The sequence below is a fragment of the Paraclostridium sordellii genome (assembly GCF_000953675.1).
GTDB lineage: Bacteria > Bacillota > Clostridia > Peptostreptococcales > Peptostreptococcaceae > Paraclostridium > Paraclostridium sordellii.
Genome location: NZ_LN679998.1, coordinates 1,800,928 through 1,818,682, shown reverse-complemented (window position 1 = coordinate 1,818,682; position 17,755 = coordinate 1,800,928). Strand labels below are relative to the sequence as shown.

Below are 17,755 nucleotides of genomic sequence, written 5' to 3'. Positions count from 1 at the left end.
TAGCCATAGTATTTTTTTCAATTCTTTTTATTAAATTTTTGCAAGTTCTTTGTTTTTGTAAGAATAAACAAAATCAACAACTTTACCACTTACGCTTACAGCTATTAAAGATAAGGCTATTTGTGATAAAGATAAATAAACTAAAGATAATCCTAAAACAAAAAAATCAGTAATCATATAAATTTTACCAATCTTTAAAGATGTAGTCTTAGAAATTACTAATGCTAAAGCATCATCTCCACCAGCTGCACCTCCTGCTCTAACTACTAGTCCTGAGCCTAGCCCTACAAATAAACCAGCAACTATGCTTCCTAGTACTAGATTGTCGAACTTAGGTATAATAGGTCCGATACTTTCAAAAAAACTATAAGATAATGAGAAACTTATTGTAGCGAGTATAGAATACTTTATAAATTTTTTCCCAAAAAACTTATATCCAACTAAAAGTAATACAATGTCTATAATAAGATTTGCAAGAGAAAGTTTTATATCGAATATATTTTTTAACAGTAGTAAAAATCCTAACACTCCACCTTCTGTAATATTATTTTGGTAGTTAAAATTATATAACCCAAATGATAGTATTAAAGAACCTATTAATACTAATATAATTTGCTTTACTGATCGCCGCCTGGCCATAATATCCCTTCCTTTTTTCTTGATTTATTACTATTATATATAAGAAAATTATATTTGTATACATCAAAAAACCAAACTTAATATTATACGAAAAAAGACGGATTTTTGCAACTGTTTTTTTGTTTTTTTAAACGAGTATTATTTGATCTAGCTAGAACTTAGTGATTTCAAAGGCTTAGAGTATATATAGAAAAATAAAAATTTATATTAATTGTTATTTAGTTTAGTGATTCTAATCTTTTGTTTATATTAATTTTTGTTTTATTTAGTAAAACTAAACCTAATTTAAATGATTTTTTAAACTTAAAATTATAATTGACAGATTTATTATATATGATATAATTATAAAAACTTTAAGTTAAACTTTGTATAATCCTAATAATATGGTTTAGGAGTTTCTACCAGGGTCCAAAAAATCCTGATTACAAAGGAAGTATTTTTACTTCCTTTGTAATCAGGATTTTTTTATTTTATAAAATAGTTTAAAGGAGAAAAAATATGAATTTTAAATATTTACCTAAAATAGAATTACATTGTCACTTAGATGGCAGTGTTAGACCAAGTACAGTAATAGAGTTAGCAAAAAAGAAAAATATTGAGTTACCATCTTTAAATGAAATTGAAATACAAAAACTTATGGTAGCTCCAAAAAACTGTTCATCTCTAGATGAATATTTAAAAAGATTTGATTTACCTGGACTTGTTATGCAAGATGAGGAAGGGTTAGAAAGAATTGCATTTGAACTTATGGAAGATGCTTTTAGTGAAAATATAGTTTATATAGAAATAAGATTTGCACCTCTACTACATGTAAGTAAAGGTCTTACAGTCAAACAAGTTATATCAAGTGTATTAAAGGGAGTAAAACGAGCAGAGAAACAATTTGATATTAAAGGAAATTTAATACTATCATGTATGAGAACTATGAGTGTAGAAAGTAGCTATGAAGTTATTGAATCGGGAAAAGAGTTCTTAGGAAATGGGGTTGTAGCTGTTGATTTATGTTCTAGTGAATATGATGATTTCTGTTTTGAATTTGAAAAGCCTATAGCTTTAGCAAGGAGTTATGGATACAGAGTAACTATTCATGCTGGTGAAACTGGAATAGGTAAAAATGTATTAGATGCTATAAATATTTTAAAAGCAGAAAGAATTGGACATGGGATATTCATAAAAGATCATGAAGAAGCTTATAATTTAGTTAAGGAAAAAAATATTACACTTGAAATGTGCCCAACAAGCAACTTACAAACTAAAGCAATAGATCATTTATTTAACTATCCATTAGAAAAGTTTTATAAAGATGGCATAAAAGTAACTTTAAATACAGATAACAGAACAGTATCAAATGTAGATTTAACTAATGAATATAGTGTTATTATAAATGAATTTAATATGGATGAAGAAGATTATAAAAATATATATTTAAATAGTGTAAAAGCTTGTTTTGCAAATGATGAAATAAAAAATAAATTAAAAAAATATATCTAATAAAAATAAAAGTATTGTTTTAACTAGCAATACTTTTATTTTTTGATATATAATATATTGTAGTTATATTATAAGAGTGAAAGGTGGTAGGTCTTATAAATAATATAAAAAATAGTATAAAAAGTAATGTTCAAAATAGTATCATATATAAAAGGATTAATTTAAATGATATAAATTCTAGGGCTGCAGCTATGTCCTATTATTTACTTCTTTCTATATTTCCTTTTTTAATTTTCATGATAAACTTGTTAGGATTTATACCTATAATACATATAAATAAGTTTTTATATTCTTTTGATGATTTAATTCCACGTACTGCCTTTATAATGGTTCAATCTATAATAGATTCTGCAGTAAGTCAAAAAAGCATAAGTTTAACAGTAATGAGTTTTACCTTTACATTGTGGAGTTCTTCTCGTGCTGTTAGAGTTTTTATAAAAGGTATAAATAAATCTTACAATGTATTAGAAACTAGATCTTTTTTTAAATTAATAATTATTTCATTTTATTTTACAGTAGAACTTATAGTACTTATAGTTTCATCAATGGTATTTTTATTATATGGAGAAAAAGTAGGATATGTAATATTTAAGTTTTTGGGATTAAGTAAGATTTTTATTCCAACATGGAATTTATTTAGATACTCTTTTGTAATTGCAATAACTATATGGATAGTTAGTTCGCTTTTTAGGTATGGGCCTAATAAAAAAATTCCTTTGATAGAAGCTATGCCTGGAGCTATTTTATCTATTTTTGGATGGATATTAGTTTCTGTTGTATTTTCATTTTATACAAATAACTTTTCAAATTATCAAGTTATATATGGAAGTATAGGGGGAATAATAGCTCTTCTTACTTGGTTTTATTTAAGTAGTTGGATAATGCTTCTTGGATGTGAAGTCAATGCACTAATATATTATAGAAGGCAAAGATATTAAAAACTTTTAAAAGGGAGATTATATTATGGATAATAACTTAAAATGGGTAAATGAAAAAAAAATTGAAAGAACTATTAAAGCTTTAGAAAAAAATAATATGCATGGCTATTTTGTAAATTCTAAAGAAGAAATATTAGAAAAAATAAAAGAAATAGTTAATGAAGGCTCTTTAGTAAGTTGTGGAGGTTCACAAACTCTTTTTGAAATTGGAGTAATAGAGCATTTAAGAAGTGATAGATATGAATTTTTAGATAGATACAAAAATGGATTAAATCCAAAAGAAATTAAAGATATATATAGAAAAGCTTTTATATGTGATGCATATTTTACGAGTACAAATGCTTTAACAGAAAATGGAGAACTATATAATGTAGATGGAAATGGTAATAGGGTAGCGGCTATGCTTTACGGGCCTGATAAAGTTATAGTTATTTGCGGAGTAAATAAAATAGTAAAAAATATAGAGGAAGCTATAAAAAGAAATGAGTCTATATCAGCACCAGCAAATGCAAAAAGAATAGATACTAAGACTCCATGTAAAGTTACTGGGTATTGTATGGACTGTGATAGTAGTGATAGAATATGTTGTGAATACACAATTATAAAAAGACAAAGAAATAAAGAGAGAATTCACGTTATAATAATAGATGATAATTTTGGATATTAGGGTGCAAATAGGCAATGAATAATTAATTATTCATTGCCTATTTTTTTATGTAAAATGCTAAAAATTTTAACCTTAGGAATAATTTGTAATTAACTATGAAATAATATATAGATAGTTATTACTATACAGAGGTGAAGATATGATAAGAGAAAGAAAGATACAAAAACCAATAGTTGCCATAGAAAACGGAATAAGTGAAGGGAAAGCTTTAGAGAAAGCACTTAATATGTTACCTATAGATAAAATTATAACTAAAAATGATAGAGTAGTAATTGCACCAAATTGGGTTAAAGACTATAAACCAAATTCAGGAAGTGTTGTAGGACCTAAAACATTAAAGAAATTAATTAGATATATAAAAATAAAGGAACCTAAAAGTATAACTATAGCAGTTGGAGCTGGTGGAGCAAAGACTTTAGATGTTATGAAAAACGTTGGTTATGACAAAGTGTTAGAAGAGGAAAATGTGAATTTTGTGGATATGAATTATGGTCCATATACAGAATTAGTTTTAAATCACAGTATAATAAGGTCAACTCCTATAAATAATATTATAAATGAAGCGGATGTAATTATTTCATTTACACAATTAAAGATGCATGAAGAAGCTACTATAACAGCTAGCATTAAAAATATAGCTATGGGTTGGCCTCCAGCTGAAATACATGGATATCCTAAAAAGAAAACAGGAATTCATGAAGACTTACATGGATTTATAAGTTCTATAATGAATCAAATTCCAATAGATCTGTCTATTGTAAGTTGTGATAAAGCTATGATAGGAACAGGTCCAACTGATGGAATTCCAGTAGATAATGATGGGTTAATTATAGTTGGAACAGATCCTGTAGCAGTAGATACTGTAGGTGCTAGATTTTTAGGATTTTTACCTCAAGCAGTTGCATACTTATATAAACTATACAATGATGGAATTGGAGAAGCTAAAATTGAAAATATAGATTTAAAAGGCATAGATATTTCTAAAGCTGAAAAAATATTTTCTAAGAATGCATATGGGAAAGCTGTTGTGTTAGATAACAAAAATATTAAAGACATACATGGTACTCAACCTAAATAAAAGGAGATATAAAGGAGGTATTGTATGGGATATATAAACTTTAAAGAAGAGGTTTTTGTAGCTAAAAAACAACTTCAAAAAAGAAAACACAACAATAATAGCATAATTTCAAACCTTGGTAAGAAAAAAGAAGTAGGCGAAAATTATAACCCATGTACTAAATATAGTTATAAAACTTTTAATGATGAAGTTCTTGGTCAAAATAGTATTTTAGATGAAGAAAAATTTATCAAAATACAAAATAAAGATATTGTAGGAAGTAAATTTTCAAACTGCAATTTCTTTAATATAACTTTTAAAGAATGTAGGTTTATAGGGTGTGTTTTTGAAAATTGTGAATTTGGTAAAGGTGGAGTAACTTTTGAAAACTGTAGCTTTTTAAAAGAAGATAGTAGTAAGTCTCCTTCTTTGAATAAATATGAGAATTTATCCTGTACATTTTTAAACTGTTGTATATATTCAAAATTTTTAAATTGTATACTGTCATTTGCCATATTTGAAGATTGTAATATCAAAGATACCAATTTTGAGCAAACAGATATGACAAATATAATAATTTCAAAATGTGATTTAAAAATGATAATCATATCAGATTGTGATTTATGTGGCTGTAAAATAGTTTCTACATATATAGAAGACTTAGAATTTAAAGATAAGTTTAAAAGTAAATTAGATGAAAAAAGCTTCATAGATAAAATACCTATTAGATACAAAACTAGAGAAGAATATGAAGGTTTATACATGGTATATGAAACTATTGCAGATAAATTCAAAGAAAATACTTTAAATAATAACTTTGGAGAATACTATTACCTATGTAAATGTATGCAAAGAAAAACACTTAAATTTTTTCCAAAGGTAGAGTCATATATATATTTTTTAACTTGTGGATATGGAGAAAGACCTGAATTTGCAGTATACTCATCATTAGTTATAATTATATTCTTCGCATTTGTATACTTAATTGTAGGTATAGAAATAGATAATAAAGAAATAATTTACAACATGAATACAATAAGTAAATTAAATTTTTCAAAATTTATCAATGATTTTAATGAATCATTAACATTAAGTGTAGGTGCATTTGGAGGTTTAGGGACAATAAATTGTAAACCGGTAACAAATAGTTACATATTTCTGGATATTGAAATATTAATAGGAATAGTAATGATGGGTCTAGGTATTGGAACATTAACTAGAAAAGTTGTAAGATAAAAAAGTATATAATAAAAAAGGAAGCTATTAATAGCTTCCTTTTTTATTATATATATGACTAGAAATAGTATAATTTAAATATCGACTTGATTTCGTTATCATACTAAATAGTGTATAATTAAAAAGAAGTAGGAGGATATGATATGCAAAATTATATACAATTTGAAAATGTAAAAAAAACGTACATAATGGGTGAAGTTAAAATAAATGCACTTGATGGTGTAAACTTTTCTATAAATAAAGGAGAATTAGTTATAGTTGTTGGAGCTAGTGGAGCTGGAAAAAGTACCATACTAAATATCTTAGGAGGTATGGATTCACCAACATCTGGAACTGTGCTTGTAGATAATAAGAACATTAGTAAGTATAATGAAAAAGAACTAACTAAATATAGAAGACATGATATAGGTTTTGTTTTTCAATTTTACAATTTAGTTCAAAATTTAACAGCTATTGAAAATGTAGAACTAGCTACACAAATTTGTAAAAATCCACTTAATCCAAATGATGTCATTAAGTCTGTAGGACTTGAAAGTAGAAAAAATAATTTTCCATCTCAATTATCAGGGGGAGAGCAACAAAGAGTAGCTATAGCACGTGCATTAGCAAAAAATCCAAAACTGTTATTGTGTGATGAACCTACTGGAGCTTTAGATTATAATACGGGTAAGTCTATTCTTAAGGTTTTACAAGATACAAATAAGACTTTAGGAATGACAGTAGTTATAATAACTCATAATATGGCAATTGCTCCTATGGGAGATAAAATTATTACCATAAAAAATGGAAAAGTAAATGATATCGTAAAAAATGAAAATCCTATGGCAGTAGAAAGGATAGAGTGGTAATATGAAAAATCCTTTAATAAAAGATACCTTTAGAGAAATAAAGAAATCAAAAGGTAGGTTTATATCTGTATTTGCAATAATAATGTTAGGAGTTGCTTTTTTTACAGGAATAAAAGTAGCTTCTCCAGTTATGGAATTAACAGCAGATAAATATTACGATAGGCAAGACTTTATGGATTTAACAGTTATATCACCTTTGGGATTAACTGATGAAGATATAAAAGAACTTTCAAATATTAAGGGGGTTAAAAATGTATATCCAACTTTTTCAAAAGAAGCCTTAACTAGTATAGATAATAAACAAATGGTATTAAAGATTCATGGACTACCTAAATCTGGTAAAAATTATATAAATAAAGTAGATATAGTTGAGGGACATTACCCAAATAGTCCTAATGAATGTTTAGTTGATGATTATATAAATATTCCTATAGGAAGTACCATAAAGCTTTATGGAGATAATAATGAGAATATAAAGGATACATTAAAACGTAATGAATATAAAGTTGTTGGAAAAGTAAAAACTCCATATTATGTATCAAGAGCTAAAGGAAGTAGCTCTATAGGTAATGGACAACTAGATAGCTTTATGATGGTTTTAAATAGTGAATTTAAGCAAGATGTATACACAGAAGTATATATAACATTAAAAGAATCTAATAAGATTAATACATATTCAGATAAATATAAAGACTTTGTAAATAAAGTAAAAAAAGAAGTAGAATCACTAGGAGAAGATAGATCTAAGCTAAGATATAATGAAATTTTAAATACTGCTAGAAATGATTTAAATGAAGGAAAAGAAGAATTAAAACAAAAAAGAGTTGAAGCTTATAAAGATTTAAATGATGCTGAAAATAGGCTTAATTTAGCAAAAAATGAACTTACTGAAGGAGAAAATGACCTTAATAATAAGCAAAAACTATTTAATGATGAAATTTCAAATGCTAAATCAAAACTTAAAGATGCAGAAGAACAGTTAAATTCAAATGAAAATGAACTAAATAAAAAATTAAGTGAATTTGAAAAAAATAAACAAACTTTTAAAATTTCTATAAAAGATGCAAAAAATGAAATACATATCCAAGAAAACAAAGCAAAAGAATTAGAAGAATATATTAAAAGCATTGAAGAATTGCTTTCAAATGAATATTTAGATGACAACAAGAAAAAAGAGTTGGAAGAAGTTTTATCTCAAAGTAAAGAAAAGCTAGATAGACTACAAAGTGGTATAGTATTAGCAAATAATGAGTTGCAAGCTAAAGAAAATTTACTTAATGATACTGAAATTAAACTTAATTCAGCTAAAGATATTTTAAATAATAGTAAAAAGGATTTAAGTTCTAAAAAACAAGTTCTAAATGATAAAGAATCACAGGGATTAAATCAGTTCAAAGCAGCTAGAAAGAAAATTTCAAATAATAAAAAAAGTTTGGAAAAAGCTGAAAAAGAGTATGAAAAAAACAAAGAAAATGCAGATGAAGAGCTATTAAATGCAGAGAATAAAATTAAAGAAGAAGAAGATAAAATCAAAGAAGTTAAATCTGGTAAGTGGTATGTACTTGATAGATATACAAACTACGGATTCGTTGATTTTAAAAATTCTGCAGATAGTATAAATTCTATATCTAAAATTTTCCCGGTATTTTTCTTTTCGCTAGCTGCATTAATATGCTTAACTACCATGACTAGAATGGTTGATGAACAAAGAATTAATATTGGAACTATGAAGGCTCTAGGATATAATCAATTTACTATAATGAGTAAATATATATTATATTCACTTACGGCTAGCTTAGGAGGGAGTATAATAGGAAATATTATCGGACTTACAGTATTTCCTACTATAATATATGATGCGTATGCAACAATGACCTATAATTTACCAAAAGTTTCCTTGCAGTTTGATTTATATTTAGTGCTAATATCAACATTAATAGCTATATTAACAACTACTTTGGCAGCCATATATTCTTGTTATAAAGAACTAAAAGAAGTTCCCTCTACTCTTATGAGACCTAAAGCTCCAAAAGAAGGTAAAAGAATTATTCTTGAACGTATTACATTTATATGGAATAAACTAACTTTTTCACAAAAGGTAACATGTAGAAATATTTTTAGGTATAAAAAAAGATTTTTTATGACTATAGTTGGAGTGGCTGGATGTACTGCTCTTTTGGTTACTGGATTTGGAGTAAAAGATTCTATTTCTTCTATTGTAGACAATCAATATGGAAATATTATTAAATATAATATGACCTTAACTTACAATAAGGAGATAGAAAAGAGTAATAAATCAAAAAATTTAGATAATGATAAGAGGATACAAGATTATTTAAATGTAAAAAATAAAAGTATTAAAATTTCAAATGGATTAAATGAAAAAGATGCAAATATTATAATCCCAGAAGATAAAAATAAAATAAATAAATTTATAACTCTACAAAATAGGGTAAATAAAAAAGTATATAAGTTAGAAGATTCAGGAGTTTTAATAACTGAAAAGTTAGCTAGACTTCTTAAGGTTAAATCTGGAGATTCAATAACATTAGAAAGCGGAGAAAACAAAAAGCACATAGTTAAAGTTAATGGAATAGTAGAAAATTATGTCGGTCACTATATATACATGAGTCCTAAATTATACAAGGAGATATTTAATCATGAAGCTAAATTTAATCAAGTTTTCACAAATGTATCAACTAAAAATATTTCAGAAAGTGAGTTAGTAAAAGATATAATTAATAAAGAAAATATAAGCTCTGCTGCTTTTAATACTACATCAAGACAATCATTTGAGGATATGATTTCAAACTTAAATAGTGTAGTGATTCTTATAATCGTATCAGCCGGAGCGTTAGCATTTATTGTGTTATATAACCTAACTAATGTCAATATTAGTGAAAGAATACGAGAAATTGCAACTATTAAAGTTCTTGGATTTTATGATAAGGAAGTAGCTTCATATGTATTTAGGGAGAACATAATTTTAACAGTAATAGGAACCTTTTTAGGATTGTTTGTAGGAGTATTTTTACATAAGTTCATAATGACAACTGCAGAATTGGATTTTATAATGTTTGGAAGAGAAATAAAGCTTTTAAGTTTTATACTTTCTGCTTTACTTACACTTATATTTGCAGCACTAGTGAATTTATGTATGTACTATAAACTTAAAAAGATAAAGATGGTTGAATCTTTAAAATCTGTAGATTAGTAGAGGTTATAAAATGATATACGAAAATATAGTAGAAGCAATATTTATAGAAAGACCAAATAGATTTATAGCTCATTGTATAGTAAAGGGCAAAGAAGAAGTTGTACATGTGAAAAATACAGGTAAATGCAGAGAGCTATTAATTCCCGGGTGTAAAGTATATTTACAAGAACATGACAACCCCAAAAGAAAAACTAAATTTTCATTAATAAGCGTAATTAAAGGAAATAGGTTAATTAACATGGACTCACAAGCTCCTAATAAAGTGGCTTATGAAGCTTTGATAAATAACCAAATAAATTTACCAGGATTAAAAGGAGATATAAAGTATATAAAGCCAGAAAAAACATATGGGGATTCTAGATTTGATATATATATTGAAACAGATACTGAAAAAGCATTTTTAGAAGTAAAAGGTGTAACTCTAGAAGAAGATGGTATTGTTTTATTTCCTGACGCTAAAACTGAAAGGGGAGTAAAACATATTAATGAGCTAATAAAAGCTACAGATGATGGATATTTAAGTTATATACTATTTGTAATTCAAATGGATAATGTAAAATATTTTACTCCAAATATAAAAATGCATAAAGCGTTTGGCCAAGCTTTAAAAAATGCTTACTCTAAGGGTGTTAATATATTAGCATATGATTGTGACGTAACATTAAATTCTTTAGATATAAAAAATAAAGTAGACATTGTATTGTAATACATGGAATATAAAGAGAAGTTCAGAAAAAACTGAACTTCTCTTTATTTAGAATTTAAATAAAAATTAGAAAATTCAGGAAATCAATTGAAATGAAAAATAAAAAAATATATAATTATAGAAATTAAAAAATTAGGGGGATAAAAAATGAATAGTCAATTAGATATGTTTAAAAAACTTACAGAAGCAAAGGGAGTAGCTGGAAATGAAAAAGATGTAAGAAATTTAATGAAAGAATATATAAATGATTATGCAGATGATATTTATACTGATAAATTAGGAAGTTTAATATGCAAAAAAGTAGGAGAGAAAAATGGTCCTAAAATAATGATTTCTGGGCATATGGATGAAATTGGGTTTTTAGTTGCTAACATAAATGATAATGGATTTATAACGTTTCAGACACTAGGGGGATGGAATGGTAAAGTTATGCTAAGTCAGAAGGTTTTAATAACTACATCTAAAGGTCATGAATACATAGGAATTATAAATGGTAAGCCAAGTAAAGATGCCAAAGCAGCTATAGATAAAGAGAATATGTTTATTGATATAGGAGTAGACTCTAAAGAAGAGGTTGAAAAGTTAGGTATAAGACAAGGGGATATGATAACTCCTTATTTTGAATTTTCTCAAATGGCTAATACAAAATATTTACTTGCAAAAGCTTGGGATGATAGGGTTGGGTGTGCTTTATGTATAGATATTTTAAAAGATTTAAAAAATAAAGCTCATAAAAATATAGTTTATGCAGTAGGAACAGTTCAAGAAGAAGTTGGATGCAGAGGTGCAAAGACTGCATCTAATGTAGTTAATCCAGATATAGGATTTTCTCTTGATGTAAGTATAGCTAATGATACTCCAGGAAGTGATACTAGACTTGGTGATGGAAAACTTGGAAATGGACCTCAAATTCATATATTTGATGGAGGATTAGTAGGTCATGTAGGTTTGAAAAATTACTTAATAGACTTAGCTGAAGAACTACAAATACCATATCAAATAAATGCACTTCCATTTGGGGGTACAGATGCTAGCCAAATGCATGTAGCTCATGATGGAGCTCCATGTATAAGTATTGGCATACCTACAAGATATATACATTCCCATGCAAGTATTATTCATAAAGATGACTATGATAACACAGTTAGATTGTTAAGTGAATTTATACAGAAGATAGATAATGATAGATATAATAAAATATTAAATAATTAAAATTAGTTTTATATAAAAATATTATATATATTGTAAAGAAATTTACCACCCCATTTTATTATTGGGGTGGTAGTTTATTTTAAATTGCAATATTATATTCTATATTTATTACTAAATAAATATAGAATATAATATTATTAGAATTATAAAATTAACTAGCTTATCGGGGGATAAAAAATGAAAAACATATTAATAGTAGAAGATGATACTATACTTAATCATGGTATATGTTTTAATCTAAATGCTGATGGATTTAACGTCATACCAGTATATAGTTTAAATGATGCAAGAGAGATTTTGAAAGAAAATAACATAGATTTAATTATCTTAGATGTAAACTTACCAGATGGTAATGGTTTTGAATTTTGCAAAGAAATTAGACAAGCTTCAAATATAGGAATATTATTTTTAACAGCATGTGATATGGAAACAGATATTATAAAAGGATTTAAACTAGGAGCTGATGATTATATCACAAAACCTTTTAGCATAAATATCTTAACCCAAAGAGTAGGTGCGCTAATAAGAAGATGTGGCAATAAAGAACTAGAAGATGAAGTTTTAATTGATGGAGATTTTACTTTTAATTTTGACAAAATGATAGTAACTAAAAGTAAAGTAAATATAGTACTATCACCAATAGAATATAAGATACTAAAAAAACTAGTTCAATGTAAAAAACAAATAGTTACAAGACAATCTTTAATAGATTTTATTTGGGATAATGATGGAGAATACATAGAAGAACATGCCTTAACGGTAAACATAAATAGATTAAGAAGAAAAATAGATAATAAAACAGCTACTCATAAATATATAAAAACTATTTATGGAATGGGATATATGTGGGTTGGTGGAAAAGATGAATTATAAAAAAATTAATAAAAGCAATCTTTATATAAATTTCTTTATTATATATATTATAATATCATGTACTTATTTATTTTTAATAAGAAAACAAACAAAAGATATTATATACATGTATCCAAAATCATATGATTTAATTAAAAACATCAACTTAATAAGTTTATGCTTTATAGTAGCATTACTAGTAATTTCATTTTTATTTGTATATGTCATAAGACGTAATATAGTTGAATTTAGTGACAAACTTATAACTAGCATAGACGAATTTATAGCTGGAAATAAAAATCAAAATTTAGAATTAAATAAAGATACCTTAATATGCAAGGTTCAAAATAAATTTAAAAACATGGTTGAGATTATGGAAAACAAAAACAATAGGTATCTAAAGGAGAAAGACAGTATAAAGACATTAATATCAGATATTTCACATCAAATAAAAACTCCTATAGCAAATATTTCAATATATAATGAAACTTTATTAAATAGAGAACTAGATAGAGATAAACAAATTTACTTTTTAAACAACATGAGACATCAAGTAAATAAGTTAGAATGGCTAGTAAAGTCACTTATAAAGATGTCTAGATTAGAAACAGGTATAATCGAATTAAACATAACAAAGTCTAGAATAAGTGATACAATTGCCAGTGCACTAAGTGGAATATATTTAAAAGCAGAGGAAAAAAATATATCTTTAGAAATAGATATTGACGATAAATTAGAGCTTTGCCATGATAAAAAATGGACTACAGAAGCTATATTTAATATAATAGAAAATGCTGTAAAATATACTAATTACAATGGAAATATAAAATTAAATCTAGAGAAAATGGAGTTATTTAGTAAGCTTAGTATAATAGATAATGGAATTGGAATTGATGAATATGAAATTAATCATATATTTAAGCGTTTTTACAGAAGCATAGATGTTAGTGATACAGAGGGAGTAGGAGTTGGATTATACTTATCTAGAGAAATTATAAATAAGCAAAATGGATATATTAAAGTAACTTCTAAAAAAGGTGAGGGAACTACTTTTGCTATATTTTTTAAAGACTAAATCAATAAAAATACACTGCAAATTTAAGCAGTGTATTTTTTTATTAAAATATCTCAAGATTGTTATAATTTAAAGTTAAAATATCTCAACACTGTGAGGATTTTAGAAATATTTATATGATAATATTTAAATAAATAAACTAATTGATTTAAAATATAATTGTTAATTTGGGAATGGGGGATTAAATATAAATGAAGATATTAGAAAGTAAAAATTTAAAAAAATATTATGGAAAAGGTGAAAACTTAGTAAAAGCATTAGATGGTATTGATATAAGCATAAATAAAGGGGAATTTGTTGCTATAGTAGGTACATCTGGTAGTGGTAAAAGTACACTTCTTCATATGCTTGGGGGACTTGATAGAGCAAGTGAAGGAAAAATAATAATAGAAAATAATGATATTTTTAATATGAATGACGAAGAACTTACAATATTTAGACGTAGAAATGTTGGATTTATATTTCAAAGCTATAACTTAGTACCAATATTAAATGTTTATGAAAATATAGTACTTCCAATAGAATTAGATGGATGTAAAATAGATGAAAAATATATAAATGAAATAATAGATATACTAGGACTTACATCAAAAGTAAATGAACTTCCTAATAATCTATCGGGAGGACAACAACAGCGTGTTGCCATAGCAAGAGCTCTTGCAACAAAACCATCAATAATACTAGCAGATGAGCCAACAGGAAATCTAGATAGTAAAACAGAACAAGACGTATTAGGTCTTTTAAAAATAACAAGTCAAAAGTTTAGTCAAACAATAATAATGATAACTCATAATGAACAAATAGCTCAAATGGCTGAAAGAATAATTAGAATTGAAGATGGTAAGGTTGTAAACAGAGGTGAAAACTATGCTTTACAATAATAATCAAAAAATAATAAAAAAATTAAGTAAAAGAAATTTTAAAATAAACAAAATGAGAAATATGGTATCTGTAATTGCAATAGTTTTAACAACTGTGCTTTTTACATCTTTATTTACCGTGGGATATTCTATGTTAGAAGCATTTAATAGTTATAAGTTTATGGAATATGGAACACTTAGTCATGTTCAATTACAAGATATATCAAAAGAACAAATTGAAAAGCTAAAGAATCATGATTTAATAGATAAAAATACAATCGGTATAGTAAAAAATATTGAAATTATAAAAAATCCAGAACTATTAACACAAACAGTAAATCTTACTATATATGATGAAAACAGTATAAAAAACACTCCTCACATGGAAATGGTAGAAGGAAAGCTACCTGAAAATAAAGATGATATAGTTCTTCCAACTATAGTTTTAGATTTATTAAAGTTACCACATAAGATAGGAACAGAAGTAAATTTAGAAATACCAAAAGTAAAAGATGGTAATCCAACAGGTGAAACTGAGATTTTTAAGTTTAGATTAAGTGGATACTTTAAGTATAAAGTGTCAAATGTAATGAATCTACATGATGTTTTTGCAAGTGAAGCTTTTTATAATGAATATAGAAAAAATAATGAAGTTGGACCAACTTGTGTATATTTTAATTTTAAAAATAATAAAAATTTAGAATCACAATTTAACCAAGTTATAAAAGATTTAAAACCTTATAGTGGAAAAGCTAGTTTAAATCCTGCACATTTAGATACACAGGTAAATAATACAAGTGAATTAATAAAAAATGTACTACCTATAATTCTTATGATAATGCTAATCCTTTTAAGTGGATACTTACTAATATATAATATCTTTTATATTTCAGTTGTTAAAGACATACAACATTATGGATTATTAAAAACCATAGGAACATCACCAGCACAAATTAAAAAGCTAGTAATAACTCAGGCTAATACTTTGTGTTTAATAAGTATCCCAATAGGCCTAACAATAGGTTATTTATTAGGAGTTATATTTGTGCCTATAGTTGGTAATATACTAAATGGATTAGATAGAAGCACTTATAATTACTTTAATCCAATAATATTTATATTTGCGACAGTATTTTCATATATAACAGTAAGATTATCTTGTAAAAAACCTGCAAAAATAGCAAGTACAGTATCTCCAATAGATGCAATTAGATATAGTGATAGAGATAATAATATAAAGAAAAAATCTAAAAAAGGTAAAACTGGTTCTAAAATTCATAAAATGGCACTTGCTAATATGTTTAGAAATAAGAAAAAAGCATTTTTAGTTTTAGTATCAATGTCACTAAGTTGTATGATATTTTTAGGGGTAGCAACAATTATTAGCAGTTCAGACCCAAATAAAGCAGCAGATGGACAACTTTTAGGAGATATGGAAATACAACATGGATCAGTTTGGCAAATTGATTATGAAGAAGATTCAAGTATACCAATGGATGAAAATATTTTAAAAGACTTAAAAAATATAAATGAAATAGATAATATATATACTATTTACAATGGAAGCAATAGAGTAGTATATGAAGGGGATTTGAAAGAAGAAGTATTAACTCAAGAAGTAGAACAATCGTACAAAGATTTGCTTTATGAAGGAGAAGATCCAAAAGATATAGTTGAGTTTAAAGGTGTTCTTCCTGTTGATTTAATGGGATTATCATCAGGTATATTAATAGATCGGATGATAGAAAATAACGATGCAGGTTTTTATGGAGACGTAAAAGTTATAAGTGGTGAAATAGACATAGAAAAGTTTAATAAAGGTGGATATATAATAATCCAAGGGCATGAAGATAGCAAAATAAAGGTAGGGGATAAAATTAGTTTTAAATATCTTAAAAATAACCTTGTAGAAGAAGGGTACACTGAAAATGAGTTTGAAGTTATGGCAATTCTAGATGGTGCTAAAAACTTTAGCATTTCATTATATGTTAATAATAATGACTTTAAAAATGTTGTAGATAAGCCATATATAGAAAAGGTAATCATAGATACTAATAATAAAAATGATGATAAATTAGAAAATGAAATAATTAATATTAATGAAAAATACAATAATCCATATACTAAGGTTTATTCAAAAAGGATTTTCATAGAAGAGGCAAAAGAGGTTCAATTATCAATAACTATAATAGGTATGAGCGCGGTAGTTATAATTGGATTAATAGGAGTTTTAAATTTTATAAATACAATGACAACAAATATAATATCAAGAAGAAAAGAATTTGCAGCTATAGAAGCAGTAGGTATGACTAAAAAACAGCTTAAGAAAATGCTTATGCTAGAAGGTTTTTATTATGCGTTAATAATAACTATTTCAAATCTTACTTTAGGAGGGGTAGCTTCTATACTTGGTTTTAATATTATGAAACTTAGATATTCAGTATATACTTATCCAATAGGAGCTTTGTTACTTTGTACAATAGCAGTGTTTTTAATAAGCTTAGTAGTACCATTAATAGTTTACAAGAGCTTATCTAAAGAAAGTATTGTAGAAAGAATTAGAATAACTGAATAAATTTAAAAAATCATATCTAATGTAGATATGATTTTTTACTTGAATAAATAAAAATAATATTCCTAGTAGAGATGAACATAAAATTTAATAATAAAAATAAAATACTGTAACTTCCAAGTTTATTTTAGATGATATATATAATTTAATTTTATATATTATAAAAAAATTTTAAATAGAGTCATATATTTTATAAAAATGGTTAATATATAATCAGATAGTTAATGAAAGTTAATTATCTACCAACACTTACTATGCAAAAGCTAGATTATAACTATCCTTTTGATAGTATCTTTGGAAGTGATGGTGACTAGATATTTAACAAATATCATATTAAATATAATGAATCTACTAGAAAGCCTCGGTCTACTAGAATACAACTATC

General features: G+C 25.8%; 14 protein-coding genes and 1 riboswitch. Of the genes, 13 read left to right on the top strand and 1 reads right to left on the bottom strand.

Annotation, left to right across the window (positions count from 1 at the left end):
• Positions 1 to 30: 30 nt before the first annotated feature.
• Positions 31 to 639, bottom strand: coding sequence for a YitT family protein (locus tag ATCC9714_RS08710; RefSeq protein WP_021121256.1), 609 nt, complete (start codon positions 637 to 639; stop codon positions 31 to 33).
• A 345-nt stretch (positions 640 to 984) separates the two neighbouring features.
• Positions 985 to 1,084, top strand: a riboswitch (purine riboswitch).
• 53 nt (positions 1,085 to 1,137) lie between these two features.
• Here ATCC9714_RS08710 and add point away from each other — a divergent pair.
• The 13 genes from add to ATCC9714_RS08645 all read left to right on the top strand — a co-directional run bounded on the left by add (position 1,138) and on the right by ATCC9714_RS08645 (position 17,373).
• Positions 1,138 to 2,130: an adenosine deaminase gene (gene add, locus ATCC9714_RS08705; RefSeq protein ID WP_057574268.1), complete on the top strand. Its 993-nt coding sequence runs from the start codon at positions 1,138 to 1,140 to the stop codon at positions 2,128 to 2,130.
• A gap of 83 nt (positions 2,131 to 2,213) precedes the next feature.
• Positions 2,214 to 3,068: a YihY/virulence factor BrkB family protein gene (locus ATCC9714_RS08700; RefSeq protein WP_081013589.1), complete on the top strand. Its 855-nt coding sequence runs from the start codon at positions 2,214 to 2,216 to the stop codon at positions 3,066 to 3,068.
• Positions 3,069 to 3,093: 25 nt separating this feature from the next.
• Positions 3,094 to 3,735 carry a lactate utilization protein gene (locus tag ATCC9714_RS08695; RefSeq protein ID WP_057574269.1) on the top strand — a complete coding sequence of 214 codons (642 nt, stop codon included), beginning with the start codon at positions 3,094 to 3,096 and terminating at the stop codon, positions 3,733 to 3,735.
• 139 nt (positions 3,736 to 3,874) lie between these two features.
• Complete coding sequence (locus ATCC9714_RS08690) at positions 3,875 to 4,813, top strand: DUF362 domain-containing protein (protein ID WP_057545047.1); 939 nt, start codon at positions 3,875 to 3,877, stop codon at positions 4,811 to 4,813.
• 24 nt (positions 4,814 to 4,837) lie between these two features.
• The gene (locus tag ATCC9714_RS08685) at positions 4,838 to 6,028 is read left to right on the top strand and encodes a pentapeptide repeat-containing protein (protein ID WP_057545046.1); all 1,191 of its coding nucleotides are present in this window, start codon (positions 4,838 to 4,840) and stop codon (positions 6,026 to 6,028) included.
• Between the two features lie 143 nt (positions 6,029 to 6,171).
• Positions 6,172 to 6,876 (top strand): ABC transporter ATP-binding protein, encoded by a 705-nt coding sequence (locus ATCC9714_RS08680; RefSeq protein ID WP_057545045.1) that lies wholly within the window; start codon positions 6,172 to 6,174, stop codon positions 6,874 to 6,876.
• A gap of 1 nt (position 6,877) precedes the next feature.
• Positions 6,878 to 10,090 (top strand): ABC transporter permease, encoded by a 3,213-nt coding sequence (locus ATCC9714_RS08675; RefSeq protein WP_057545044.1) that lies wholly within the window; start codon positions 6,878 to 6,880, stop codon positions 10,088 to 10,090.
• Between the two features lie 13 nt (positions 10,091 to 10,103).
• Positions 10,104 to 10,799, top strand: coding sequence for a DNA/RNA nuclease SfsA (gene sfsA, locus ATCC9714_RS08670; protein WP_057545043.1), 696 nt, complete (start codon positions 10,104 to 10,106; stop codon positions 10,797 to 10,799).
• 147 nt (positions 10,800 to 10,946) lie between these two features.
• Entirely contained in the window at positions 10,947 to 12,011 is a 1,065-nt protein-coding gene (locus ATCC9714_RS08665) for a M42 family metallopeptidase (protein WP_057545042.1), read from the top strand.
• 177 nt (positions 12,012 to 12,188) lie between these two features.
• Positions 12,189 to 12,884 carry a response regulator transcription factor gene (locus ATCC9714_RS08660; RefSeq protein WP_021121196.1) on the top strand — a complete coding sequence of 232 codons (696 nt, stop codon included), beginning with the start codon at positions 12,189 to 12,191 and terminating at the stop codon, positions 12,882 to 12,884.
• Positions 12,874 to 13,938 (top strand): sensor histidine kinase, encoded by a 1,065-nt coding sequence (locus tag ATCC9714_RS08655; protein ID WP_057545041.1) that lies wholly within the window; start codon positions 12,874 to 12,876, stop codon positions 13,936 to 13,938. Before ATCC9714_RS08660 ends, ATCC9714_RS08655 begins: the two co-directional genes overlap by 11 nt.
• Before the next feature lie 191 nt (positions 13,939 to 14,129).
• Positions 14,130 to 14,819 carry an ABC transporter ATP-binding protein gene (locus ATCC9714_RS08650; protein WP_054631197.1) on the top strand — a complete coding sequence of 230 codons (690 nt, stop codon included), beginning with the start codon at positions 14,130 to 14,132 and terminating at the stop codon, positions 14,817 to 14,819.
• A complete protein-coding gene (locus ATCC9714_RS08645) occupies positions 14,806 to 17,373 on the top strand; it encodes an ABC transporter permease (RefSeq protein WP_057545040.1) in 2,568 nt (855 codons plus the stop codon). Before ATCC9714_RS08650 ends, ATCC9714_RS08645 begins: the two co-directional genes overlap by 14 nt.
• Positions 17,374 to 17,755: the final 382 nt, after the last annotated feature.